The organism is Devosia sp. MDV22-iso42 (assembly GCF_058629155.1).
This window is the reverse complement of record NZ_JBZVWR010000005.1, coordinates 15,837-40,547: the sequence shown is the minus strand read 5'-3', so window position 1 is coordinate 40,547 and position 24,711 is coordinate 15,837. Positions and strand designations below refer to the sequence as shown.

Sequence of the window (24,711 nt, the reverse complement as noted above, 5' to 3'; positions counted from 1 at the left end):
CTTCCGGTTAAAGTTGCGGTGTACGCGGCCGCGTCCGCTTCAGGGTGCGGCCGATTTTCTCGCCGGCGCGATCTTCGATGAAGATGAAGGCGCGGTTGAGCCAGCCAAAGCGTTTGCGCAGCCGCGCCACTGTCCGGGCGGCGTGGCGATTGGTGGCGATCAGCAGAAAGACCGACAGGGCCATCAGCGGCACGCCGAGCGGGATGGGCGTCGGCGCCAGGATCAGCCCGATGACGAAGACGATCAGCAGCAGCGGTGTCAGCAGATAGCTCACGGCGCAGTCCCTCAGACGAGGTCGGCATTCTTCCTGAAAATTGCGACAGTTTCCGTATTGCCGTCGCCGCCGGTGATCGGCGAGGGGATCGACTGGCGGTGGGCAAAGCCCTGCTCGGCCATGAAGGCGATCATTTCGGTCAGCGCGGTGGCGATGGCCTCTTCGCTGCGCACGATGCCGCCCTTGCCGACATTGCGCCGGCCGACCTCGAACTGCGGCTTGAACAGGATCACCGCATCGGCGCCAGGGGCGCAGAGCGCCAGCGGACCGGCCAGCACCTTGGTGACCGAGACGAAGCTGACATCGGACACCAGCAGCTCGATCGGTTCGGCGATCATCTCTGCGGTCAGGTCCTTGGCATTGACGCCTTCCATGCTGACCACGCGATCGCTGCCCTTGAGCCGCTCGTGCAGTTGCCCATGGCCCACGTCGACGGCATAGATGCGCCGGGCGCCACGCTCCATCAGCACCTGGGTAAAGCCGCCGGTCGAGGCGCCGATATCCACGCAGGCCTTGTCCCGGGGATCGATGCCGCCGGCATCGAGCCCGGCCACCAGCTTGAGCGCGGCGCGCGAGACGTAATTGGCCGCCGGATCGCTGAGCGCCACGACATCGTCCTTGCCCACCATCTGGTTCTGCTTGACGGCGGCGACGCCATTGAGCGTTACCGTGCCGCGCAGGATGGCGTCGCGGGCGCGGGCGCGGCTGGGCACCAGGCCGCGCTGCTCCATGGCCAGGTCGAGGCGGATGCGCTCGCTCATCCCGCCACCAGCCGCTTGACCTTGGCGGCCGCGTTATCCTGGTCTTCCTCATAGGCGATCGTGCCCTGGAAGCTGCCGTCGGCATTGACCAGGAAGGTCAGCGCCGTGTGGTTGACCAGGTAATAGGGATCGCCGGGTTCGCCGGCTTTCTCCGAGAACACGCCAAAGGCGGCCTTGGCATTTTCCGTCTCTTCGAGGCTGCTGGCGACGAGGCCGATAATGCTGGGGTCAAAGCCTTCGACATAGCCCTTGACCATCTCGAGGGTGTCGCGCTCGGGATCGACCGAAACAAAGATGATGCGCAGCTGTTCAGGCGTCAGCCCGAGCTTGGCCCGGATCGCCGTGGTTTCCGCCAGCGTGGTCGGGCAGACATCGGGGCAGAAGGTATAGCCGAAAAAGATCAGGCTCGGCGTGCCCACCAGATCGTCCTGGGTAAAGGCGCCGCCCCTGGTCGAGTTCAGCGCGAAGGCCTGGCCGGTAATGCCCAGCGGCCGGGCCGGAGGCTGGAACACGAACAGCGCCGTGGCCCCCAGGGCGACAAGGCCAACCAGGGTCCACAGGATAATGCGGAACGTGCGCAGGGATTTGGGAGTCGTCATGGCTGTGCTGGCCCTTCGGGCGCTAGGCGTCGAGCGGCTCGGTGCCGGTGGCGACCCCGTCCCGCGACAGCGTGATCTTTTCGATGCGGGCCTCTGCCGCCTTGAGCAGGGCTTCGCAATGGGCCTTGAGGGCCTCGCCGCGCTCATAGATGGCGATCGACTCGGCCAGTGGCGCGCGGCCCGATTCCAGCTTGCCGACGATTTCTTCGAGCTGCGCCAGGGCAGCCTCGAAGCTGAGCGTCTTCACGTCGTCATTGTCGGCCATCAGCAGAATTCCTATTCATCGAGGCGCCCGATGGCGCCGTCCATCAGCATGGCCACGTGGTGGGAAACACCGCCGGCCAGTCCCTTGAGGTCATAGCCACCTTCGAGCAGCGAGACAATGCGATTGCCGCACATCCGGTCGGCCACGTCCATCAACTTGCCCGTGAGCCAGCCATAATCGGCCGAACTCCAGTTGAGCTGGGCCAGCGGATCGCGCGCATGCGCATCGAAGCCGGCCGACAGCAGGATCAGGTCGGGCGAGAAATCGATCAGCGCGGGAATGATGCGGGTGAGATAGGCGTCGCGCATGGCGGAGCCATCACTGTTCTCGTCCAGCGGCACGTTCAATATATTGCCGACGCCCGTCTCGCTGGGCTTGCCGGTGCCGGGAAACAGCGGCATCTGGTGGCTCGAAGCATAGAAAACGCTCGGATCAGCCTTGAAGATGTCCTGCGTGCCATTGCCGTGATGCACGTCGAAATCCACGATGGCAATGCGCTCGGCGCCATATTTGCGCTGCGCCTCGCGGGCGGTGATGGCCACCGTATTGATCAGGCAGAAGCCCATCGGCGTGGCGATCTCGGCGTGGTGGCCGGGTGGCCGGATAGCGCAGAAGGCATTGTCGACTTCGCCCAGCAGCACCGCGTCGAGCGCGTCGAGGGCGCCGCCCAGGCCCGTGGCGGCGACGGCCAGGGAATTGGCGGAAATGAAGGTGTCCGGATCGAGCTGGCCGATGCCCTCGGCGGGTCGGGCAGCGCGCAGCTTGGCCAAGTATCTGCCATCATGGACCAATTCGGCCAGCATCAGGTCGCCGGTCGGCGCCTCGCGCCGGATCAGCTTGTCAAAGCGGCTCCGCAGCAGGGCTTCCTCGACGGCGGCAATGCGGTCGGCGCGCTCGGGATGACCCTGCGGCGTTTCGTGGTCGGCAAAGTTGGGCTGGCTGAGGAGCAGCGTGGTCACGCGGGCGAGTCTCCTGTCGATTCGTCACTTCGTCTTGACGCGCCGGGGTGCGGTTGTCAAACAACGGTCGCCACACGGTCACAAGTATGAACGGATGATGAATGACAGCGGACCCGAAATCGGTCGAAGATGCGGCGGACCTGCTGCGGGCGGGCCGGCTGTGCGCCTTTCCGACCGAAACGGTCTATGGCTTGGGCGCCGACGCGACCAATGCCGACGCCGTGCTCTCCATTTATGAGACCAAGGGCCGTCCGCGCTTCAATCCGCTGATCATCCACTGCGCCGACCTGGCCATGGCCGAGACCCTGGCCGAATTTTCGCCTCTGGCCCGGCTTCTGGCCACGCTCTGGCCCGGGCCGCTGACCCTGGTGCTGCCGGCCCGGCCCGGCAATGGCCTCGTCGATGTGGCCACGGCCGGGCTCGACAGCGTCGGCATCCGCATTCCCGACCATCCGCTGGCGCTGGCTCTGCTGGCGGCGGTCGGCCGACCGCTGGCCGCCCCCTCGGCCAATCCATCCGGCCGGCTGTCGCCCACCACGGCAGAACAGGTCCGGCTCGGCTTTGCCGGCACCGTGCCCGTGCTCGATGGCGGGCCGTGCCAGGCCGGCGTCGAATCCACCATTGTGCGGGTCGAGGGCGATCGGTTGGTGCAGCTGCGGGCCGGGGCCCTGGCGCGCAGCGAGATCGAACGTCTTCTGGGTGTTTCGGTTGAAGTGGCTGAACAGGGCGGGGCGATTGCCGCGCCCGGCATGCTGGCCAGCCATTATGCCCCCAAGGCCCTGATGCGGCTCGATGCCGAGCCGCGCGCCGGCGAAGCTTTCCTTGCCTTTGGGCCTGCGCCGGCCTTTGCCGGGCCGACGCAGAACCTGTCACCCAGCGGCGACCTGCACGAGGCCGCTCGCAATCTGTTCGCCATGCTGCACGCGCTTGATACCGAGGGCAAAGCCATGATCGCGGTGGCGCCGATCCCCGATACCGGCCTGGGCGAAGCCATCAATGACCGGCTGCAGCGCGCGGCGGCGCCCAGAACGGGCGCCTAGTCACGCACCTTATACGGCTTCTGGTCGCGCATGAACCTTGCCAGGGCCTCGAGGTCGGCGTCGCCGCCGGGGGGCAGGATGACCTTGAGATTGGCGTAGAGATCGCCATCGCTATAAAGCCCCTTGCCCTTGAGGCGCAGCGCCTTGCCTGTATCGATGCCCGGCGGCAGGTTGAGCTCGACCGAACCGTCCAGCGTCGGCACCCGCACCTTGGCGCCGAGCACGGCTTCATAAAGCGTGATCGGCACATCGGTGCGCAGGTCGGCGCCATCGCGGCGGAACTGCTTGGATTTGCCGAAACGCACGGTGACCAGCGCGTCGCCCGCTTCGCCCAGACCTGCCGATCCCTGGCCCTTGAGGCGGATCTGCTGACCCTCCTCGACCTTTTCCGGCAGCTTGACCGACAGCACCTTGCCGCTGGGCATGCGCACCTGGATGGAGGCCGCCTTGTGCGCCTCTTCCAGACTCACCGTGGCATTGACCACGATATCCTCGCCCTTCATCGAGCGCCCGGCGCCAGGCCCGCCCGCGGCGGCCCCGGCAAACGGATCCCACTGCGCCCCGCCGGCACCCGCGCCGCGACCGGCCCCGGGGCCACCGCGCGGCTGGCCGCCAAAGCCGCTCATGAATTCCTTGAGGATGTCCTCGGCGGTAAAGCCGCCTGCTGCCGTCCGGCCGCCGCGCTGCCCGCCCCCCGGGCTGAAGCCGGCAAATTTCGGATTGCCGTCAGCGTCGATTTCGCCCCGGTCGAACTGGGCGCGCTTGTCGGTATCATTGAGCAGATCATAGGCATTGGTCGCCTCGGCAAACTTGCCGTGCGATGCAGGATCGTCTGGATTCTGGTCGGGGTGATACTTCTTGGCCAGCTTGCGATAGGCGGACTTGATGTCCTTTTCGCTCGCTGAACGGGACACCCCAAGCACGGTATAGGGATCGCGCATTTGGTCCATTCAAGTGATGCGGGCGTTGCTTCGCCCCGGTTTCAAGTCCTATATGGCCACCGGCCTCCGGCTTGTCCAGTTTTGAGCGACAAAGAGATGAGATTGATATGCTGCAGACCCTGACGGAACGCCTTTTCGACGATGGTGATCGCACCGCGCTCGATCCGCTGGCGCTGTTCGAGGAATGGTTCGCGCTGGCAGGCGAAGCCGAGCCCAATGACCCCCACGCCATGGCCCTGGCCAGCGTCGATGCCGACGGCATGCCCGATGTGCGCATGGTGCTGCTCAATGCCCGTGACGAGCGCGGCTTCACCTTTTTCACCAATTTCGAGAGCACCAAGGGCGCGCAATTGCTGGCCCAGCCCAAGGCGGCCATGGTGATGCACTGGAAGTCGCTGCGCCGCCAGGTGCGGATGCGCGGCCCGGTCGAGGTGGTGACCGAGGCCGAGGCCGATGCCTATTTCGCCAGCCGCCCCAAGGGCAGCCAGATCGCCTCCTCGGCCTCGCAGCAATCGCGGGTGCTCGACAGCAGGCTGACCCTGCTCGACGCCGTGTCGCTGCTGGCCACCGAGATCGACGATGGCGTGGTGCCGCGCCCGCCGCACTGGTCCGGTTTCCGCCTCGTGCCCACCAGCATCGAGTTCTGGAAGGATGGCGAATTCCGCCTGCATGACCGGGTGCGCTTCACCCGTACCGACGCTGGCCAGGCCTGGACCAGCGCGCGGCTCTACCCCTAGGGCGGGCTGCCATGGCCATGCAGCAGGGGCCCGGCCAGCCGGTGCCGGTGCGGTTCCGGGGCAGGCGGGGCGACCTGGCTCTGCTGCTGTTGCGCGGCTACCTGCTGCTGGTGCCCACCATCGGCCTTTATCGCTTCTGGCTGCTCACCTGGAAGCGGCGCTTCTACTGGGGCCATACCGATATCGACGGCGATAGCCTGGAATATACCGGCAATGCCATGCAGCTGCTGGTCGGCTTCCTGATGGCAGTGGCGGTCTTCCTGCCGCTTTACGGGCTGCTGTTCTACCTCTCCACCCTGGCGCGCGACGCCGCCGTGATCGGCTATGTCGGCATTGCCCTGGGCCTGTGGTTCCTCTCCGGCTACGCCATCTACCGCGCCCGCGATTTCCGCCTGTCGCGCACGCTCTGGCGCGGCATCCGCTTCGACCAGACCGGCAATGGCTGGGCCTATGCGCTGCGCCGCTTTGGCTGGAGCCTGCTGATGCTGGCCACCTTGGGACTGGTCTATCCGCTGATGGCCACCAGCCTCTGGCGCTATCGCTATAGCCACACCTGGTATGGCGACCGCCGCTTCAACTTTGCCGGCCGCTGGCAGCAGCTCGCCGCGCCGTTCTATCTCACCTATGCCGCCATCGCCCTGATCGGCGGCGCCGGCGCGGCTCTCGCCACCGGCATGGGCGCGGTGCGCGATGGCGGGCCGGTCGATCCGCTGGCCTATCTGCCGCTGGCGGCGGCCGCTCTGCTGATCGTGCCGCTGGCGCTGCGCTACCAGGCGCGTCAGTTCAGCCTGTTTTATTCTTCAGTCCGGCTGGGCGATGCGGTGCTGACCGTGCGGCTGCGCGGCCGCGCGCTGGCTTGGCAATATCTGCTCTGCGGCCTGGCTCTGCTCGTTGTCTTTGCCGCCCTGGCCCTGGGCGGCGTCATCGTGCTCGGCCTGGTCGCTCGCGAGGCCTTTGCCGGCGGCGGTTTTGACGCCGATATCTTCTTCCAGCAGATGCAGGGCAGCCTGCTCGTCCTGGGCGCCATCATTACCGGCTACCTGCTGCTGCTGGGTGCCTTCACATGGATTACCGAGTTGTTCATCGGCCTGGGCCTGTGGCGGCTACTGGCCAACGGCGCCAGCATTGCCGGTATCGATAGCCTCCGCACCGTGCGTGCCCGCGCCGAGGACAAGGCGCTGGCCGGCGAAGGCCTGGCCGACGCGCTCAATGTGGGGGGCTATTGATGCCCGTGCTGGCGCGCTACTACGACGGCAAGGTCGCGGCGGTGCGACTCGTGCACTTGCACTACCTGGCCGAATATGACACCGGCGCGCTGCTGATCAGTGACGCCGTCGATGGCAGCGAGGTGGCGCGATGGGCCGCCATCGACCTCTATCAGCGCCATGGCCGCGACGACCAGTTGCGCCTGGCCGCTACCGGCCAGCCCGATGGCGCCCAGGTGGTGGTCGAGGGCGCCGACACCATTGCCCGCATCCGCGCCACCCTGCCGGCGCTGCAGACCCACCGACGGCGCGAGGCCGGGCGCCAGCTGCGTCTGGCGGTTATGGCCACCCTGGCGCTGGCGGCGGTCATCCTGGCCTATCTGTTCGGCGTGCCGCTGCTGGCCAGCCGCATCGTGGCGCTGGTGCCGCCGGCCTGGGAACAGCGCCTGGGCGACAGCCTCGCCGAGCAGATGGCATCCAGCCTGGGCGGACTCGAGCTCTGCGATCCCGATCCTGCCAGTCTCGCCAACCGCGCTTTGGCCCGCTTCGGTCAGGCGGCGCTGGCTGGCACTGACACGCCCTTCACGCTGACCATCAATATCGCCCGCTCCGAAGTCCCCAATGCCTTCGCTTTGCCGGGCGGGCAGCTCTATTTCCTCTCGGCGCTGCTCGATCAGGCGCGGACCCAGGACGAGTTCGCCGGCGTGCTGGCCCATGAGATCGGCCACGTCGCCCATCGCCACGGCATGGAGCAACTGCTCTCCTCGGCCGGCACCGGCGTGCTGATCGGCTTTATCCTGGGTGACATGACCGGGATTTCCGTGGCGGCGGGCCTGGGCGCCACCATCATCGATACCCGCTTTTCCCGGCAGGCCGAACGCCAGGCCGACGCCTTTGCCGCCCAGGTCGCCCAGCGCCTCGATTTCGAGCCGGCGGGCCTCGCCGATCTGCTCGATCGCGTCGGCCGCGACGATGATTTCGCCCGCGCTCTGGCCCTGCTCAGCAGCCATCCGTTGACCGCTGATCGCAAGGCAGCGCTCGACCAGCTGAGCCAGGGACGGCCATCCGGGCTGGCGCGGCCCTTCAGCCTGGCCGAGTGGCTGGCCATCAAGACCATGTGCGGTGGCGACCTCGATCGGCGCAGCACCCCCATCGAGCGCGATAAAACACCGGGGAAATGACCGGCCACCGTCAAATCTTCAAATTCGGGCAAGAACTTGCCGCTATGTCTGGGCCCATCAAAGCAATGGCGGCACCATGCGCATACTGATCCGGACATCGCGATGGGCCATCTGGGCGCGCCGACTGGGCAGCGTCGCGGTGCCGCTGGTCGTCCTGTCGGTGCTGCTGCACCGGCTGCGCCTGATCGGCAGCGAGGCCTTCGTCAATGCCGCGCTGGTGGCCGCACTGGTGGCGGTATTGGCCGTGCTGGCTGGCATCATCGCGCTGGGACGGCTGTGGCAGACGGGGGATCGCGGCTGGGGCAGTTCGCTGCTTGGCCTGTTCCTCGGCCTGTTCTGCCTGATGCCCTATGCCTGGTATGGCAGCCTGGCGCTGACCTATCCGCCGGTCACCGACCTGGCCACCAGCGCCCGCGACGGGCTGCCGCTGGTCTTTGAGCCCGGCACCGTTTCCATGCCGCCGCCTTTGCTGCTGACCCGGCAACAGGCCGAAACCCTGTTTCCCAGCGCCGAGACCCGCGTCTACCCGCTGAGCCAGGCCCAGGTCTTTGCCCTGGTCGAACAGCTGGTTGCCGATGCCGGCTGGGACGTGCGCCGCGTCCGGGCGCCCGATGCGGCCTTCGATCCGGCGCTGCTCAATGCCCAGATCGTTACGCTGCCCGGCTGGCGCGACGAGGTGGTGCTGCGCATCAACGGCGACGAGACCAGCGCGGTGGTCGACATGCGCTCGGCCTCGTTGCATGCCCCGCACGATTTCGGCGCCAATGGCCGCCGCATCGAGCGTTTCCTGGCCGATCTGGACACCGCCGTGACCGTGCTGCTGCGCGACAATCCCAATATCAACCAGCCCGAAATCGAGCCGGATGCCGGCACGGCCGTCGAGGCTGATGCGCCGCCGGTGGAGTAGGGCGCCGGCCTTGGTCTAGGCGGTCGGTGCTGGGCCGAGCCGCACGCCGAAGATGCCGCGGCGCAGGCTGAGCCGGCCCAGACCCGCCAGATATTCCACATGCGCCATGATGGTCATGCTGGCCGCCCGCCGCACCAGCAGGTTCTGCCGCGGATAGATGGCGTCCACGATGGCCCGCACGCCGCGCGCGCCCGCCGCCACCGCGGCGACCACCTGCTCATTGCGCTGCTGCCGGTGCGCCTTGAGGGCTGCGGCAAAGACCGGTCCGTTTTCGATCGACCCGCCATGCGCCGGCACATAGAGCTGCTGGGGCAGGGCGATGACCTTGTCCAGCGAGGCCAGGTAATCGGCCATCGAGCCATCGGGCACCGAGACCAGGGTGGAGTTCCAGCCCATGACGTGATCGCCGCTCAGCAGCACGTCGCCCAGGCCGAAGGCCAGGTGATTGGCGCAATGGCCAGGCGTGGTGTGAACACTGAGGCTGACATCTCCGGCGGCGATGGTTTCGCCATCGACCAGCGTGCGGTCGGGCACCAGGTCCCAGTCGCAGGCGCGTATCAGGGCGTTGCGCTCGAATCGGTGCAGCGGCCGCGACAGCCGGTGCGGCCCGCCAAACCAGATCGGCACCCCCAATTCCCGGCCCAGCCGCGCCGCCGCCGCGCTGTGATCGCGATGGGTATGGGTCAGGATGATGGCCTCGAGCGCCCGGCCGCCGATGGCCCGGCGTAGCGCCGCCAGATGGGCAGCATCGTCCGGCCCGGGATCGAGCAAAGCCAGCCGTTCGTGGCCAATGAGAAAGCTGTTGGTGCCGGTAAAGGTATAGGCACTGGCATTGGGTGCGGTCACCCGCACCAGGCCCGGCGCCACCGGCACGGCTGTTCCTGTCTGCGGCTCGAATTGGCGATTGAAGGCTATCGGTGCGGCCATTGCGCTCTCGGGAACTGCAGATTATGAAGTGACAATACGAATTGGTGAGCGTCCCGCCACAGGGATGCCGGTTCCGGTAATGCATGGAAGGTAAGAAATGGCCGTCACTTTGACCACGCCCAACACGCTGCTTGGCCTTTATCAGCCCAAGGGTGACACTGCCAAGCTGGCGTCCAACCTGGTCACCGTCGTGCTCGGCACGCTGCTGATCACCCTCTGTGCCAAGATCAACGTGCCGGTTTGGCCGGTGCCGGTGACCCTGCAGGGCTTTGCCATTGCCGCCCTGGCCGCTGCCTTCGGCATGCGCATCGGCGTTGCCACGGTCGGCCTCTACCTGCTTGAAGGCGCTGTCGGCCTGCCCGTCTTTGCCACCGGCGGTGGCCTGGTCTATCTCGTCGGCCCCACCGGCGGCTTCTTGCTCGGCTTTATCGCTTTGGCCGCCATTGTCGGCTATGCCGCCGATCGCGGCGCCTCGGACAAGCCGCTGGCTCTGTTCGGCGCCATGCTGGTCGGCGATGCCGTGATGTTCGTGCTCGGCTTTGCCTGGCTCGCGCTGATGGCTGGTCAGGCCGGCTGGATCGACCAGGCCAATGTGCTTGGCTCCGCCTTTGCAAAGGCCGTGCAGCCCTTCATCGTCTGGGACATTCTCAAGATGGCCCTGGCTGCCCTCACCGTTACCGGTGCGTGGAAGCTGATCGCCAAGCGCTAGACGCTGGTCGATAGTTCAACGAAAGCCGGCCCCCGCGGCCGGCTTTCTGTTTTGCGAGTATGCATGGCCGTCACCCCCTGGACTCTGCTCGATACGGCCACGGTGCCCGGCGGCGAAGCCGACCTTCGCCTGATGCGGCGCGGCAGCGAATTCTGCATCATGACCGGCTCGACCGCGCTGATGAACAGCCGCATGAGCGGCTCCGAGGAAGCGCTGGCTAGTCTCAGCTGGGCCGCCATCAACACACACAAGCAAGCCCATATGCTGATCGGCGGCCTGGGCATGGGCTTTACCCTGCGCGCCGCCCTGGCCATCCTGCCGGCCGATGCCCGCATCACCGTGGCCGAACTGGTGCCGGCGGTGGTCGCCTGGGCGCGCGGGCCGATGGCCGAGGTGTTCGGCACCAGCCTTGACGATCCGCGCGTCACCATTCGCGAGGGTGATGTCGGCACGCTGCTGGCCGGCGAGAACCGCTATGATGCCATCCTGCTCGATGTCGACAATGGGCCCGAAGGTCTGACCCGCGATTCCAACCAGCAGCTCTATAGCGTCAAGAGCCTGCGCCGCACCATGACCACGCTGCGCCCCGGCGGCGTGCTGGCGGTCTGGTCCTCCCATACCAGCGCGCCCTTCACCAAGCGCCTGGCCACGGCCGGCTATGCCGTGCGCGAGGAAAAGGTCCGCGCCCGCGGCAACAAGGGCGGCGAGCGCCACCATATCTGGCTGGCGCGCAAGCCGGCGGTCAAACCGCAGACCTCGCCGCGCCCCCCTGCCGCTTGACGCTGGCGCGATTCTTCCCACTATCTGCCGGCCTGCAGGAAGTGTGACGCCATGAGCGATCTGAAGACACCCGGTTTCGTCAGTGCCCAGACGGTGGCCGAACGCGCCGGCGTGTCGCGCTCGGCGGTGTCGCGCACCTTCACCGCCGGTGCCAGCGTCTCCGAGTCCACGCGCCGCAAGGTGCTCGAGGCCGCCGAGGCCCTGGGCTATCACGTCAACCACCTGGCGCGCGGCCTGCGCGAACGCAGCAATATCGTCTGCCTCGTGGTCTCCAACATGACCACCCCGATTCGGGCCCGCATGGTCGACGTCATGACCCGCAAGCTGCAGGCCGTCGGCAAGATCACCATGGTGATCAATACCGAGACCGATACCGCCAGCGTCTCGACGGCCCTGCGCCAGACCCTCAATTATCGCGCCGACGCCACCGTCGTGCTGTCGGGCACGCCCTCGGCCTCGCTGATCGAAACCTGCCTCGCCAATGGCCAGCAGGTGGTGCTGATCAATCGCGACGAGCAGCTCAGCGGCTCGAACAATCTGGGCGTCGACAATGCTCTGGCGGGGCGCGAGGCCTTCTACCTGCTGCGCCGCGCTGGCTGCCAGCGGCTCGGGCTGATCAGCTCCACCGCCCGCACGGCCAGCCTCGTCGAGCGCGAAACCGTGTTCCTCGCCGCCGCCGCCGCGGCCGGCGTCGAAGTGGCCGTCACCCGAGCCGGCCCCACCGTCTACGATTCGGGGGCTGAGGCGGCGCGGCTGGTCTTCGGCCGCTCCAATAGTCCGGACGGGGTGTTCTGCGTCACCGACCTGCTGGCACTCGGCTTCATGGATGTGGCGCGCGACGAATTCGGCCTGCGCATCCCCCAGGACCTGTGCATTATCGGCTTTGACGATATTGAACAGGCCGGCTGGTCGGCCTATCGGCTGACCACCTTTGCCCAGCCGCTTGAGGCCATGGCCGACCAGGTGGTGCAACTGCTGCTGCACCCGGAATCCGGCAGTTCCCGGCGCATTGTCTTCGAACCGGTCCCCGTCTGGCGCCAGTCGGTTCGCCCCTCTGCGCAGTGATGTGCAAATCTTGCACAGCTGAGCAACGCCACAATTGTCATCAAAGCGTTATGCACGCCCCCTAAGGAAGCTCCCACATTTCTTGGCCAATGCACTTGTGTGCAGTCGCCATCCGGTGTTTTCTGGTCTGCATTGCGACGCAGGCCGGCGAACCCCGACAAAGATTGGGATGCCTGCCGATTGCTGCCGCAATCTGGGGAGGAGCCCCATGAGGTGGACGCGTCGGGACCGGTCCCGGCACGTCATGTGATCGTCCGATCCCGCATCGCCTCCGCGACCGGTGAGACAGCGCCGTGGTCCCGCCCGGGATCGCCTAGATGGGAGAATATGATGAAACGTCGTGCTTTTATGATCTCGGCTGCCGGTACCGCCGCCGGCATGCTGATCCTGCCCCGCATGTCCTTTGCTGCCGAGGGCGTCATCGACGTCTATTTCAGCTCGGACCAGAACGTCATCGACTTCTTGACCAATGTGGTAAAGCCCAAATTCGAAGCCGCCAATGCTGGCATCACGCTCAATCTGGTTGACGGTGGCGACGGCGCCGGTGTTGCCGCCATTGGTGACCGCGCCCTGGCCGCCCTGGCCTCGGGCACCGATCCGCAGGCTGACCTCTTCGAAGGCTTCGACACCCGCGTCACGGTCGATGGCATTGCCAAGGGCCTCTATGTCGACTTCGAGGCAGCCGGGCTCTCCAACTATTCCAAGATCAACCCGCTGGCCTTCGACATCCCCACCAACCTGCCTTACCGCGGGTCGCAGGTGCTGCTGGCCTATGACACCACCAAGCTCGACCCGGCCAATGTGCCCAAGACCTGGGCGGACCTCGTCACCTGGATCAAGGCCAATCCCGGCCAGTTCATCTACAACCGTCCCAACAAGGGCGGTTCGGGCGGCAATTTCGTCCGTCGCGCCATCTATGAAGTGAACGGCAAGGATCCGAGCCAGTTCACCGTCGACAATTACAGCGCCGACAAGAACGACACCATGCTCAAGCCCGCCTTCGACATGCTGCTCGATCTGGCCCCGTCGCTGTTCGACGGCGGCGCCTATACATCGGGCAATACCCAGTCGCTGCAGCTGCTCGGCCAGTCGGCCGTGACCATGATCCCGGCCTGGTCCGATCAGGCCCTCTCGGCCATCGCCCAGGGCGTGCTGCCCGAGACCACCGGTCTCGTGCAGCTGCAGGACCTCGGGCTGCCCGGCGGCTTCACCAAGCTGGGCGTGCTCAGCAATGGCGCCAACAAGGATGCCGCGCTCAAGCTGGCCGACTTCCTGCTCACCGAAGAAATCCAGTCGGCCGTGCTGACCGAACTGGGCGGCTTCCCCGGCGTCAGCTGGGACCATGTCGCGCCTGAACTGCGCGAGAAGTTCGCCGACCTGATCCCGCAGACCATTCCCAATTTCCCGAGCGGGGAATGGGAAGCGGCCATCAATGACGGCTGGTATCGCGCCGTGGCGCCAAACGTGGATCCCGCTTCGTGAGCATGACCGCCCCGGACCAGATCGGGTCCGTTACACCCATCCGCAGGAGGCCTTATGGCCTCCTGCTCGTCGCCACGCCGGTATTGCTGGTGCTCTGGCTGATCATCTGGCCGATCATTTCGGCGATCATCACCACGCTTTGGGTCAAGACGCCGGAGGGCAACGCCTTTTCCGTCGAAACCTACCGCTTCTTTTTTTCCGACGGCTACAGCCTGTCCAACCTGTCGATGACGCTGTGGACCACGGGCGTCTGCGCCATATTGCTGCTGCTGGTCTGCCTGCCCATCGCGCTTTACCTGCGCTTCTCCGACACCAGGGTGGCCGCCTATGTGCAGGGCCTGGCCATCTTTCCGATGTTCGTCCCCTCGATCATCCTGAGCTTTGCCTTCATCCGCGTGCTGGGCCCCAATGGCACCGTCGACCTGCTGTTCAATGCTGTCGGCCTGCCCAAGATTCGCACGCCCTATCTCACCCCCTGGGGGCCGGTGATCGGTTTGGTCTGGGACAATATCCCGCTGACCGTGCTGATCCTGCTCTCGGGCCTGGGCAATGTGTCCAACCAGGCGGTCGAGGCGGCGCGCGACGTCGGCGCCGGCCGGATCGCGCTGCTCTGGCACATCATCCTGCCGCGCCTCTCCAATTCCATCCTGGTGGCGATATCCTTCGCCGTGCTGGGCATCTTCTCGGCCTTCACCCTGCCCTACATCCTGGGCCCGGCCGCGCCCGAAATGATGGGCCCGTTCATGCAGCGCACCTTCCGCGATCTTTATGATCCGCAAACGGCCATTACCCAGGCCGTGGTCACCTTCGGCTTCTGCATCGTCTTCGGGCTCTTTTATGTGCGCTCCGTCGCCAAGAACAGGGCCGTATAAATGGCTGCAACCCTCGCCTATCGCAAGACCGACTGGACCGGTATCGCCTTTGCCGCGGTGCTGACCCTGGTCATCGTCTTCCCGCTGCTGGTTGTCGGCACCTGGGCCTTCACCAATGTCTGGCGCTATCCGTCGGTCATTCCGCAGGAATTCGGCCTGCGCTTCTGGAACCAGACCCTGGCCCGCGCCGACGTCTGGAGCTCGATCTCCATGAGCCTGACGCTGGCCTTCACCGTGACGGCTCTGTCCGCCGCCATCTGCCTGCCGGCCGCCTATGCCTTTGCCCGGCTCGATTTCCCCGGCCGCAACATCCTGTTCTTTTCCTTCCTGGCCGGCCACGCCTTTCCCAAATTTGGCCTGCTGGTCGCCATTGCCGGCATTTTCCTCCAGCTCAACCTCATCGGCACCTTCTGGGGCGTGGTACTGATCCAGCTGGTGGGCACGCTGCTGTTCATGATCTGGATTCCGGTGGCCGCCTTCCAGTCGGTCGACCGGCGCATGGAAGAGGCCGCGCGCGATGTCGGCGCTTCCCCGTTCCGGGTCTTCTGGTCGATCACCCTGCCACAGGCCGGCCCGACCATTGCCGCGGCCATCCTGCTCAGCTTTGTCGGCACCTTCTACGAAACCGAAGGCGCCTGGCTGATCGGCGCGCCGCAGGTGCGCACCCTGCCGGTGCTGATGATCTCCTTTATCAATAACCAGCCTGTCATCCAGTATGGCGCAGTGCTTTCCGTGCTGCTCTGGGTGCCCAGTTTCATCGCTTTGCTGTTCGCGCGCCGGGTCGTCAATTCCGGTTCGTTCGCCCGCGGCTTCGGCGGCTAGGAAGACCCATGTCCGTTCTCAAGATCAACGATATCTCCAAGATTTTCCCCAATGGCACCAAGGCGGTGGACAGCTTCTCGCTCGACGTCGCCGATGGTGAACTGGTCTGCCTGCTGGGGCCCTCCGGCTCGGGCAAATCGACTTTGCTGCGCATGGTCGGCGGCTTTGAAACGCCCACCAGCGGCGCGATGACCATCGATGGCGAGGACATTACCCGACTGCCGCCCGAGCGGCGCCCCACCGGCATGGTGTTCCAGAGCCATGCCCTCTGGACGCATATGAACGTCTTCAAGAACCTCGCCTTCGGCCTCAAGCTGCGCAAGGTGCCCGCCGACGAGATCAAGCGGCGCGTCGAGGGCGTGCTCGACCTGGTGGGCCTGGGCGGCTATGGCCTGCGCAGCGTCACCCAGCTGTCTGGTGGCCAGCAGCAGCGCGTGGCTCTGGCCCGCTCGCTGGTGCTCGAGCCCAAGATCCTGCTGCTCGACGAGCCCTTTGCCAGCCTCGACCAGCATCTGCGCGAACGCCTGCGCGAGGAAGTGCGCGACATCCAGCAGCGCCTCAAGATCACCACCCTGTTCGTCACGCACGGCCAGGATGAGGCGCTCTCCATGGCCGACCGCATCGTCGTCATGCGCGATGGCCGGACCGAGCAGATCGACCGGCCCGATGTGGTCTATCGCGCCCCGCTCACCCCCTTTGTCGCCGGCTTCATCGGTTCGATGAATACGCTCGAGGGCGAGGTCACCGACGGCATGTTCCGCACGGCCAACTTTGCCATTCCGCTGCCGGTCAGCAACGGCCCGACCACGCTCTGCGTCCGGCCCGAGGCGCTTGAACTCAGCGTCGCGCCACAGGGCGGCCATGGCACGGTGCACCGCGTCACCGATTTCGGCACCCATGGCCTGGTTGATCTGGCGCTGCCCGACGGCACGCGCATCAAGGCCATGGTGTCCCATCCCGACCTGTTCCAGCTGGGGCAGGGGGTGGCGCTGCACCCCAAGGCCATGGCCGCCTACCGCAATGGCGTGCTGCTGCACCGCACGGCGGTCGCCGCCGAGCTCATTCGCCAGCCCGAGCCGCTTGACGCCTGACCAGTCGACCCCGGCGCCTGCGCCCCTTCTTGCCGACAAAAAGGCCATCACCTGATGCACGACCCTGTCCATGTTGAACGCAACGGCCACCGCACCTGGCTGAAATGGCATCGCGGCCGCCGCCGCCGGGCCGACCCGGTCTTTACCGGCCAGCGCATTCTCGAAGGCATGGCGCTGGGCGCCTCGATCGAGGTCGACCTGGTGGTGACCGGCGACAAGGGCTTTGCCGTGCTGCACAATCTTGACCTCTCCCAGGAGACCACCGGCACCGGCCTGGTCGCCGACACCAGTGACGCCGCCCTGCGCCAGCTGCAGCTGCGCGACAATGACGGCGCGCCGATCCGCGACAAGGTCATGCTGCTCGATGACCTCTGCGCCCTCATGGTCTCGGGCAGGGTCCATCCCGACGCCCTGCTGCAGCTTGACTACAAAGAGGACGATACCGTTCTCGACGCCATGGCGCTGGCCAATTTCGCCCGGGCCGCTAGGCCGGTAGCCGGCAATCTCATCCTCTCCTCGGGCAATGCCAAGGCCATCGCCATGCTGGCCGCCGAGGTGCCCGGCATTCGCGTCGGCTTCGACCCCAGCGACGAAGCGCGGGTCAACGCGGCGCGTGCCAGCGGCACCCATGCGGCCTTTGTCGCAGAGACGCTGGCCGCAGCGCCCACTGCCGACCTGATCTACCTCTACTGGCAGATCCCGCTGCTGTTTGCCGAAGACGGTTTCGACATCATCGCGGCCTTCCACGCCGCCGGCAAACGCGTCGATGCCTGGACCTTTTCCCGCGTCGATGCCGATGCCCTGGTCCAGGTCGAGCGCCTGCTGGCGCTCAAGGTCGATCAAATCACCACCGACGATCCCGAGGGCCTGGCAATGGCGCTGCAATCATGACCGATAACTACGACGATATTCTCGCTCATATGGTGGAAGTGGCGCGCCGCGCCGGCGTGCTGACCCAGGGCTATTTCAAGCGCTTCCGCGAGCTGCAGATCGGGGTCAAGGGTCCGGGCGATTTCGTCTCCGATGCCGACCGGGAATCCGAGCAGCTGATCCGCGCCGAACTGCTCGGCGCCTATCCTGACTGGAGCTTTACCGGCGAGGAATTTGCCCCGGTCGAAGGCAGCGACCGCGAGCATCGCTGGCTGGTCGACCCCATCGACGGCACCACCAATTTCCTCAACGGGCTGGACTATACCATCACCATTGCCCTGCGCCGCGGCAACCAGACCATGTGCGGGCTGATCTACAATCCCGTCAATGACGAGATGTTCACCGCCATCAAGGGCAAGGGCGCCTGGCTCAATGGTGAGCCCATGCGCGTCAGCGCCAGCACCGATGTCGCCATGATGTGCGTGGGCACCGGCCTGCCCACGCCCAATCTCTCGCTCTATCCCGGCGCCTATCAGCGGCTCGACGCCATCCGCGCGCCCATTGGCGCCGTGCGCATCATCGGCAGCGCCGCCCTGTCATGCGCCTTCGTCGCCTGCGGCCGGCTCACCGGCTATTACGAGGAGACCGGCTTCGTCGATACGGCGGGCGGCATCCTGATGGTCGAGGAGGCCGGCGGCGTGGTGACGGACTGGTGGGGCCGCGGCCCCGACCATTTCGAGCCCAGCGGCGTCCTGCTGGTCGCCAACAAGGCCACCCATGCCTATCTGCGGCCCCATCTCGACCCCGTCCCGCCGAAAAACCCGGCCTGATTGCCAGGCGCAGACTGCCGCGCAGGGGGCTGTCGGACCGTCTGCTGGTCCAAAGCTGTTGGGGCGACCCATCGATATGAAAAACCCCGACGCCGCGAGACGCCGGGGTTGATTGGTCGGAGTAGAGTGATTCGAACACTCGACCCCCTGCTCCCGAAGCAGGTGCGCTACCAGGCTGCGCTATACTCCGTCAGGTGTCGCGATCTCGGGCTTGGTCTGGCTTGCAGCAGGCTGCAAAGCCCGCTGTGCCAGTCGCGACGGCGGGCATTATAGACCCGCTGACGGCGCCGTTCAAGCGCCTGCAAAAGGCTTTTTGTTAGCGCGCGGACCATGTTGCGAACCCGGGGCAAACCGTGTACGAACCGCGCCAGTTGGGGCGTCGCCAAGTGGTAAGGCACCGGTTTTTGGTATCGGCATCCCTAGGTTCGAATCCTAGCGCCCCAGCCAGCTTCTATCTAAGCCATTGATAAGGCTCGCTTTCGCCGGAACTCGGCGCCCAGCGAGTCGCAGCTGTATTACATGGGTGTGTTACGTGCTCCGGAGCATGTCGCATTGCCAGCCATTTCTCACTGTTTTCGACGCGATGCCGTCTACTATTGGCGCCGCTGGACACCCGCCCCCAGGCGCATCCTTTTGCAGGTCGGTTTGGCCGTTAAGGATCCCAGAACTGCTCGCAGGCTATCGTCTGTTCTGACCGCCAAGAGCGAGGAGCTGTTCCCGCTTTGGTCAACCGGACTCATGAATAAAAGCCAGCTTCTCCAGTATCTGCATGACTGTCTGGCCAAAGGTCGGCGACCACCTCCCGGCGACGCCTTGGTCATCCTTGCGGAGGGACTGGCCTCGCGTGTGCTGGCAACGCGAGGATTGGGCGCGGAGCTCAGTACCGGGGATCGCATTGCGCTCGATCGCCAATGGGGTCAACCGGGACTGGCAGACGACGTTGCTCGAGCAATGACGCAAGCTAAGCGGCGTCCCCCCGATCTGGAGTCCTTCGTCGACCTGTCCATCAAGGCTTCTTTGTCATTTGGCCGTCAGCCCTCGGGTGATGACGCGGAGCAGGCGGCGAGAGTGCGTTTGCTGGCAGCTGCTTCTTTGGCCTTCCAGACTGCCAAGGACCTGAGCGTCAGCGACATCGGCGTCGGCCAGTTTGTCGGTGAAATTGACGGCGGGCAAGGGCTGCCCGACAGCTCTGACAGTCGGGAACCCTTAGCTTCCTGGCTCGAACGCACGATCAAATATCTCTTGGACTACAATCCCTACGCCCATGAAGGGCGCGAGGACTTGCTGGAGCTCGATTCCGTTCTTGACGAAGTGCAGCCCACTTTGCTCGCAGATTGGATCAGGCGTGGAGGGCCTACTCCCGGCGGGTGGTGGGCTGGTCGATGAGTTCATCGATGGCCGCTCAACTGGTCACCGATGCGCTGATCATGGCCATCTGGCGTCGCGGCAAACGTCGCAACCTGCAGTCCGATATTCGGCATGACTATGCTGAAGCCGCCACCCGCGACGCCTATATCGATGTGCTGCTGCACGAAGCCGGCTGGCCGCTGACCGAGGTGCAGGATCGCGAATACCCTATTGCCGGCATGCCCACCAATGCCGGCGTCGGCTATGCCGATTATGTGCTGTGGGGCGACGACGGCAAGCCGCTGGCGGTGATCGAGGCCAAGCGCACCAAGCGCGACGCGCGCGCCGGCCAGCAGCAGGCCAAGCTCTATGCCGATGGGCTCGAGGCCCGGTTCGGCCAGCGGCCGGTGATCTTCTACACCAATGGCTACGAGCACTGGATCTGGGACGATGCCGAATACCCGGCGCGCGCCATCCAGGGCTTCCTGAAGAAGGCCGAGCTGGCGCTGTTGATCGAGCGCCGGCGAGCGCGCCGGGCCCTGGTCGAGACCGACATCAACAAGTCCATCGTTGGTCGCTACTACCAGCGCCGCGCCATCGCCAAGGTGGCGCAGTGCTTCGAGACCGACAAGCAGCGCAAGGCCCTGCTGGTCATGGCCACCGGCTCCGGCAAGACCCGCACCGTCATCGCACTGGCCGACCTGCTGATGAAGGCCAATTGGGCCAAGCGCATCCTGTTCCTGGCCGACCGGGTGGCGCTGGTCAACCAGGCCGTCGGTGCCTTCAAGGCACATCTGCCGGACTCGGCGCCGGTGAACCTCGTTACCGACAAGTCCACCCAGGGCCGGGTCTATGTCTCGACCTATCCGACCATGATGGGGCTGATCGACCAGAAGCGCGACGAAGGTCGGCAGTTCGGCGTCGGCCATTTCGATCTCATCATCATTGATGAGGCGCACCGCTCGGTCTATCAGCGCTATGGCGCGATCTTTGACTATTTCGACAGCCTGCTGGTGGGCCTCACGGCGACGCCACGCGACGAGATCGACCACAATACCTATGGACTGTTCGAGCTCGAAGACGGTGTGCCCACTGACTATTATTCGCTCGAGCAGGCCGTGGCCGACGACTATCTGGTGCCGCCCGAAGCCGTGTCGGTGCCACTGAAATTCCAGCGCGAAGGCATCAAATACGAGGACCTTAGCGACCTCGAAAAAGACCAATGGGACATGCTGGAATGGGATGAGGAAGAGATCCCCGACAGCGTCGATGCCCAGGCTGTCAACAAATGGCTGTTCAATACCGACACCGTCGACAAGGTGCTGGCCCATGTGATGACGCATGGCCTCAAGGTTGAGGGCGGCGATCGGCTGGGCAAGACCATCATCTTCGCCAAGAACCAGGCCCACGCCGAGTTCATCGAAGAGCGGTTCAACGCCAATTACCCTTCGCTGGCCGGCCACTTCGCCCGGATCATCACGCACAAGACCGATTATGCCCAAAGCCTGATCGACGACTTCTCGACCAAGGACAAGGGCCCGCACATCGCCATCTCGGTCGACATGCTCGACACCGGCATCGACGTGCCCGAAGTGGTCAACTTGGTCCTGTTCAAGCTGATCCGCTCCAAGACCAAGTTCTGGCAGATCCTGGGCCGCGGCACCCGTCTGTGCGCTGACCTGTTCGGGCCGGGCCTCGACAAGGAGTGCTTCTACGTCTTCGACTTCTGCCAGAACCTGGAATTCTTCAGCCAAAACCTGCCGGTGATCGAGGGCTCGACCGGCAAGGGTATCTCCGAGCGCCTGTTCGAAACCCGGCTCGATCTGGTTCTAGCGCTGGATGAGAAGGAGAAGACAGCAGGGCTGCTAGGAGCCGCCGACGCGGGCGTGAGTTTCGTGGGCGCCGATGGGTCTGCAGAGCCGCCAATGACCGAGGGCGGGGTGCGTGAGGCCACCGTAGACTCCCTGCGCGACTATGTGGCCGGCATGAACCTCGACAACTTCATCGTGCGCCCGCACCGGCGCGTGGTGGAGAAGTTCCAGAAGCCGGAAACCTGGCTCACCCTCGACCAAGCGGCGCGCCAGGAACTCGTCGACGAGGTCGCGGCGCTGCCAACCGACCGGAGGCTGGGCGGCGAGGCAGCCAAGCGCTTCGACCTGCTCATGCTCAATCTGCAGCTCGGCCTGCTGCGCGGCAGCAAGAGCTTTGATCGGCACCGCAAGCAGCTGTTGCTGATCGCCAGCGCGCTCGAGGAACAGTTCTCGATCCCGGTCGTGGCGGCCCAGCAGGTTCTGATCCTCGAGATCCAGGCCGAGACCTGGTGGGAAGGCATCACCGTGCCGCTGCTGGAGCTGGTGCGCCTGCGGCTGCGCAATCTTGTGCAGCACGTCGAAAAGACCAAGCGCGGCATCGTCTATTCCGATTTCATCGATGAGCTCGGCGCCGGCAGCAATGTCGACCTGCCGGAGATCGGCTCGGTCGATTTCATCCGCTTCAAGCGCAAGGCCCGCCACTTCCTGCGCGAGCATGACGACAACCTGACCCTGCAGAAGCTGCGCCGTGGCCTGCCATTGACCCAGACCGACATCGACCAGCTCTCCGAGCTGCTGCTCTCGGCCGGCATTGGTGATCAGGCCGTTATCGAAAAAGCCGCGGCACTGAGCCACGGCCTGGGTCGTTTCATCCGGTCCTTGGTAGGCCTCGAACGTGCCGCCGTTGCCGAAGCCTTCAGCACCTTCATCGCCGAAAAATCCGCCAGCGCCGATCAGATCGAATTCGTCGAGCTGGTAATCGAACACCTGACCGAAAAGGGCGTCATGGACCCGAGGCTGCTATATGAAAGCCCGTTCAAGGACATCGCGCCGTCTGGTCCGGAACAGGTGTTTTCGATGAAGCGCGCTGGTGAGTTGTTCGACGTGATCGATGGCCTCAATAGAAGCGCTTCAAACGTTGCCTGAGGGCAGGGGTTACGGGCGGCAATCGCGCCATCAACAGAGGCCTCGGCCCGGCTGCGCTTGCCCTCGGTTTCGAGCGCGTGGAGCCGTGTGGTAGTGGCGCCCAGTTCGGCCTGCAGCGTGGTGATCACCGCGTCCTTGTTCTGCCCTGCCGCAGCCATCAGCGTGGTCACCGCTTCTGCCAGTTTGGCCCCGTCGGCGCCCGCGCGAGCCCGGCCGCCTTTAGGCACTAGCATGATCAACTGTCGTCCTGCTGGGGGTTGAGCGTATCGTTCAGGCCATCGCCGAGCAGGTTGAAACCGAGCACGATGATGATAATGGCCAGGCCGGGCCAAACAGCCATCCAGGGGGCCTCGGTCAGGAATTGCCGGGCCACGTCGAGCATGCTGCCCCAGGATGGGGCGGGCGGGCGTTGGCCAAGGCCCAGAAAGGCAAGGCTGGCTTCAGCCAGAACAGCAACAGCCATGGTGATGGTGGCCTGCACGACGATGGGCGCCAAGACGTTGGGCAGGATGTGGGAGAGGATAATGTGAACATCGCGGACGCCCTGCGCCCGGACGGCGGTGACATAGTCCTCATCCTTGATGGTCAATACCTGCCCGCGGGTCAACCGGATGAAGATCGGCATCGCTGAAACGCCAATAGCGATCATCGCATTTTCCAGGCTGGACCCCAGAAAAGCGGCCAGGGCAATGGCCAGGATGAGAAAGGGAACCGCGAGAAGTGCATCGGTGAAGCGGGAAATCACCATGTCCAGCCATCCGCCGAAATAGCCTGCCAGCAGGCCCAGCGGCACGCCCAGCGCAATGGCGATGCTCACGGCGATGATGCCGGCAGCCAGAGAGGCGCGTGCGCCAAAGAACACGCGGGAGAGAATGTCGCGCCCCAGATCATCGGTGCCGAACCAGTGAAGTGCAGATGGTGCCTGCCGCACCGCCAGCCAGTCGGAGACATTGGGATCGAAAGGCGCAAGAACCGGGGCAAAAGCCGCCAGCAGGGCAAAGAAGATTACAATGGTGCCGCCGATAATAGTGCTCGGATGGCTTAGTGCGCGGACCAATACCGATTTGCGGCTGCCGCCGCGGGCGGTGGCGAGCGGTGCGGAAACGTCGCTCATGAACGGAGCCTCGGGCTCAGAATGACATAGGCAATGTCGGCGATCAGGGTGAGCAGCATGAACATCACCGCAGAACAGATGACCACCGCCTGCACGACAGCATAGTCGCGGCTGAACACGCCATCGACGATCATCTTGCCAAAACCGGGAATGCCGAACACCTGTTCGGTCAGCACAGCGCCCGACAACAGCTCGCCCAGATGCAGCGTGCTTGTCGTGACCACCGGGATCAGGCCGTTTCGCAGGGCGTGCCGCCGCACCACAATGCCTTCGCGCAGGCCCTTTGCGCGGGCGGTCCGCACATAGTCCTGCTTGAGCGTGGCGATCATCGAGCTGCGGGTATGTCGCATGACGATTGCCGCCGCCGCGGTGCCCAGTACGATGCTGGGCAACAGGGTGAAGCGCAGGTTCTCGAGCGGCGACTCGAAAAACCCGACATAGCCGCCGCTTGGCAGCCAGCCCAGAGAGACCGCGAACAGCAGGATCAGCATGATGCCGAGCCAGAAACTGGGAATGGACAGACCGCCCAGCCCGATCATGCTCACCAGATAATCGACGGGGGTGCCGCGCTTGACCGCCGCCAGCACACCGGCCGGAATGCCGATGACCAGGGCGATCATCATGGCCTGCAAGGAGAGCTGCAGGGTGACCGGCAACTTTTGCAGGATCATTTCCCCGATCGGCAGGCGGGTGCGGATGGACATGCCGAAATCGCCCTGCAGCAGGCCCGTCAGCCATTTGAAATATTGGACCGGCCAGGGCTGATCCAGCCCGTATTTGGTCCGCAGGAACTCGATGACCGCCGGATCGGGCTCCTGGCCCGCCAGCGCCACGGCCGGATCGCCCGGCAGCAGCTTGAGCAACAGGAATACCAGCACGGAAACCAACAACAGGGTGGGTATGGCGACCAGAAGACGCCGAAGGATGAAGTTGAGCATGTCGGTGCGGACCAGTCTGGGTGCCAGGAAGGTGAGAG

General features: G+C 65.2%; 25 protein-coding genes and 2 tRNA genes. 17 read left to right on the top strand and 10 right to left on the bottom strand.

Annotation, left to right across the window (positions count from 1 at the left end):
- Window positions 1-7: 7 nt before the first annotated feature.
- The 5 genes from AC4NN3_RS01630 to AC4NN3_RS01610 are packed head-to-tail and all read right to left on the bottom strand — an operon-like array spanning window position 8 to window position 2,858.
- Entirely contained in the window at window positions 8-274 is a 267-nt protein-coding gene (locus tag AC4NN3_RS01630) for a hypothetical protein (RefSeq protein ID WP_491925400.1), read from the bottom strand.
- 11 nt (window positions 275-285) lie between these two features.
- Complete coding sequence (locus tag AC4NN3_RS01625) at window positions 286-1,035, bottom strand: TlyA family RNA methyltransferase (protein WP_491925399.1); 750 nt, start codon at window positions 1,033-1,035, stop codon at window positions 286-288.
- A complete protein-coding gene (locus AC4NN3_RS01620; protein WP_491925398.1) occupies window positions 1,032-1,634 on the bottom strand; it encodes an SCO family protein in 603 nt (200 codons plus the stop codon). The genes AC4NN3_RS01625 and AC4NN3_RS01620 overlap by 4 nt, the downstream gene beginning before the upstream one ends.
- 22 nt (window positions 1,635-1,656) lie before the next feature.
- Window positions 1,657-1,899 carry an exodeoxyribonuclease VII small subunit gene (locus tag AC4NN3_RS01615; RefSeq protein ID WP_193336686.1) on the bottom strand — a complete coding sequence of 81 codons (243 nt, stop codon included), beginning with the start codon at window positions 1,897-1,899 and terminating at the stop codon, window positions 1,657-1,659.
- A gap of 11 nt (window positions 1,900-1,910) precedes the next feature.
- Window positions 1,911-2,858, bottom strand: coding sequence for a histone deacetylase family protein (locus AC4NN3_RS01610; RefSeq protein ID WP_491925397.1), 948 nt, complete (start codon window positions 2,856-2,858; stop codon window positions 1,911-1,913).
- Window positions 2,859-2,959: 101 nt separating this feature from the next.
- On the opposite strand from AC4NN3_RS01610, the gene AC4NN3_RS01605 reads away from it, so the two are divergent.
- A complete protein-coding gene (locus tag AC4NN3_RS01605) occupies window positions 2,960-3,898 on the top strand; it encodes an L-threonylcarbamoyladenylate synthase (RefSeq protein ID WP_491925396.1) in 939 nt (312 codons plus the stop codon).
- On the opposite strand, the gene AC4NN3_RS01600 is transcribed toward AC4NN3_RS01605, so the two are convergent.
- Window positions 3,895-4,839: a DnaJ C-terminal domain-containing protein gene (locus tag AC4NN3_RS01600; RefSeq protein WP_491925395.1), complete on the bottom strand. Its 945-nt coding sequence runs from the start codon at window positions 4,837-4,839 to the stop codon at window positions 3,895-3,897. The two genes, AC4NN3_RS01605 and AC4NN3_RS01600, sit on opposite strands and share 4 nt — an antisense overlap.
- Window positions 4,840-4,958: 119 nt before the next feature.
- Here AC4NN3_RS01600 and pdxH point away from each other — a divergent pair, with 119 nt between their 5' ends.
- The 4 genes from pdxH to AC4NN3_RS01580 all read left to right on the top strand — a co-directional run bounded on the left by pdxH (window position 4,959) and on the right by AC4NN3_RS01580 (window position 8,869).
- Window positions 4,959-5,576, top strand: a complete 618-nt coding sequence (gene pdxH, locus AC4NN3_RS01595; RefSeq protein WP_491925410.1) for a pyridoxamine 5'-phosphate oxidase — start codon at window positions 4,959-4,961, stop codon at window positions 5,574-5,576.
- A gap of 11 nt (window positions 5,577-5,587) precedes the next feature.
- Complete coding sequence (locus AC4NN3_RS01590; RefSeq protein WP_491925394.1) at window positions 5,588-6,802, top strand: DUF898 family protein; 1,215 nt, start codon at window positions 5,588-5,590, stop codon at window positions 6,800-6,802.
- On the top strand, window positions 6,802-7,962 hold the full coding sequence (locus AC4NN3_RS01585) for a M48 family metallopeptidase (protein ID WP_491925393.1): 1,161 nt from the start codon (window positions 6,802-6,804) through the stop codon (window positions 7,960-7,962). Before AC4NN3_RS01590 ends, AC4NN3_RS01585 begins: the two co-directional genes overlap by 1 nt.
- A 76-nt stretch (window positions 7,963-8,038) precedes the next feature.
- Entirely contained in the window at window positions 8,039-8,869 is an 831-nt protein-coding gene (locus AC4NN3_RS01580) for a DUF1499 domain-containing protein (RefSeq protein WP_491925392.1), read from the top strand.
- A 15-nt stretch (window positions 8,870-8,884) separates the two neighbouring features.
- On the opposite strand, the gene AC4NN3_RS01575 is transcribed toward AC4NN3_RS01580, so the two are convergent.
- Window positions 8,885-9,796, bottom strand: a complete 912-nt coding sequence (locus tag AC4NN3_RS01575) for an MBL fold metallo-hydrolase (protein ID WP_491925391.1) — start codon at window positions 9,794-9,796, stop codon at window positions 8,885-8,887.
- A gap of 97 nt (window positions 9,797-9,893) precedes the next feature.
- On the opposite strand from AC4NN3_RS01575, the gene AC4NN3_RS01570 reads away from it, so the two are divergent.
- The 9 genes from AC4NN3_RS01570 (at window position 9,894) to AC4NN3_RS01530 (ending at window position 18,317) form a co-directional block, all read left to right on the top strand.
- Window positions 9,894-10,505, top strand: a complete 612-nt coding sequence (locus AC4NN3_RS01570) for a biotin transporter BioY (protein ID WP_491925390.1) — start codon at window positions 9,894-9,896, stop codon at window positions 10,503-10,505.
- A 63-nt stretch (window positions 10,506-10,568) separates the two neighbouring features.
- The gene (locus AC4NN3_RS01565) at window positions 10,569-11,285 is read left to right on the top strand and encodes a spermidine synthase (RefSeq protein WP_491925389.1); all 717 of its coding nucleotides are present in this window, start codon (window positions 10,569-10,571) and stop codon (window positions 11,283-11,285) included.
- A 51-nt stretch (window positions 11,286-11,336) separates the two neighbouring features.
- Window positions 11,337-12,350, top strand: coding sequence for a LacI family DNA-binding transcriptional regulator (locus AC4NN3_RS01560; RefSeq protein WP_491925388.1), 1,014 nt, complete (start codon window positions 11,337-11,339; stop codon window positions 12,348-12,350).
- 330 nt (window positions 12,351-12,680) lie between these two features.
- Window positions 12,681-13,832 carry an extracellular solute-binding protein gene (locus AC4NN3_RS01555; RefSeq protein WP_491925387.1) on the top strand — a complete coding sequence of 384 codons (1,152 nt, stop codon included), beginning with the start codon at window positions 12,681-12,683 and terminating at the stop codon, window positions 13,830-13,832.
- Window positions 13,833-13,834: 2 nt separating this feature from the next.
- On the top strand, window positions 13,835-14,704 hold the full coding sequence (locus AC4NN3_RS01550) for an ABC transporter permease (protein WP_491925409.1): 870 nt from the start codon (window positions 13,835-13,837) through the stop codon (window positions 14,702-14,704).
- Entirely contained in the window at window positions 14,705-15,526 is an 822-nt protein-coding gene (locus AC4NN3_RS01545) for an ABC transporter permease (protein WP_491925386.1), read from the top strand.
- An 8-nt stretch (window positions 15,527-15,534) separates the two neighbouring features.
- Window positions 15,535-16,617: an ABC transporter ATP-binding protein gene (locus AC4NN3_RS01540; protein ID WP_491925385.1), complete on the top strand. Its 1,083-nt coding sequence runs from the start codon at window positions 15,535-15,537 to the stop codon at window positions 16,615-16,617.
- Window positions 16,618-16,671: 54 nt separating this feature from the next.
- The gene (locus tag AC4NN3_RS01535) at window positions 16,672-17,508 is read left to right on the top strand and encodes a glycerophosphodiester phosphodiesterase (protein ID WP_491925384.1); all 837 of its coding nucleotides are present in this window, start codon (window positions 16,672-16,674) and stop codon (window positions 17,506-17,508) included.
- Complete coding sequence (locus AC4NN3_RS01530; RefSeq protein ID WP_491925383.1) at window positions 17,505-18,317, top strand: inositol monophosphatase family protein; 813 nt, start codon at window positions 17,505-17,507, stop codon at window positions 18,315-18,317. Before AC4NN3_RS01535 ends, AC4NN3_RS01530 begins: the two co-directional genes overlap by 4 nt.
- Window positions 18,318-18,430: 113 nt before the next feature.
- Here AC4NN3_RS01530 and AC4NN3_RS01525 read toward each other — a convergent pair.
- A tRNA-Pro gene (locus AC4NN3_RS01525) sits at window positions 18,431-18,507 on the bottom strand.
- Between the two features lie 182 nt (window positions 18,508-18,689).
- Here AC4NN3_RS01525 and AC4NN3_RS01520 point away from each other — a divergent pair.
- From AC4NN3_RS01520 to AC4NN3_RS01510, 3 genes are all read left to right on the top strand, one after another.
- Window positions 18,690-18,764: transfer RNA gene (locus AC4NN3_RS01520), tRNA-Gln, on the top strand.
- Between the two features lie 105 nt (window positions 18,765-18,869).
- Window positions 18,870-19,703: a hypothetical protein gene (locus AC4NN3_RS01515; protein WP_491925382.1), complete on the top strand. Its 834-nt coding sequence runs from the start codon at window positions 18,870-18,872 to the stop codon at window positions 19,701-19,703.
- A gap of 41 nt (window positions 19,704-19,744) precedes the next feature.
- The gene (locus AC4NN3_RS01510; protein WP_491925408.1) at window positions 19,745-22,621 is read left to right on the top strand and encodes a type I restriction endonuclease subunit R; all 2,877 of its coding nucleotides are present in this window, start codon (window positions 19,745-19,747) and stop codon (window positions 22,619-22,621) included.
- 235 nt (window positions 22,622-22,856) lie between these two features.
- Here the strand turns inward: AC4NN3_RS01510 and AC4NN3_RS01505 are convergent, their stop codons facing one another.
- Together AC4NN3_RS01505 and AC4NN3_RS01500 are read right to left on the bottom strand one after the other, a co-directional pair.
- Window positions 22,857-23,735, bottom strand: coding sequence for an ABC transporter permease (locus AC4NN3_RS01505; protein WP_491925381.1), 879 nt, complete (start codon window positions 23,733-23,735; stop codon window positions 22,857-22,859).
- Complete coding sequence (locus AC4NN3_RS01500) at window positions 23,732-24,673, bottom strand: ABC transporter permease (protein ID WP_193338007.1); 942 nt, start codon at window positions 24,671-24,673, stop codon at window positions 23,732-23,734. The genes AC4NN3_RS01505 and AC4NN3_RS01500 overlap by 4 nt, the downstream gene beginning before the upstream one ends.
- Between the last annotated feature and the right edge of the window lie 38 nt (window positions 24,674-24,711).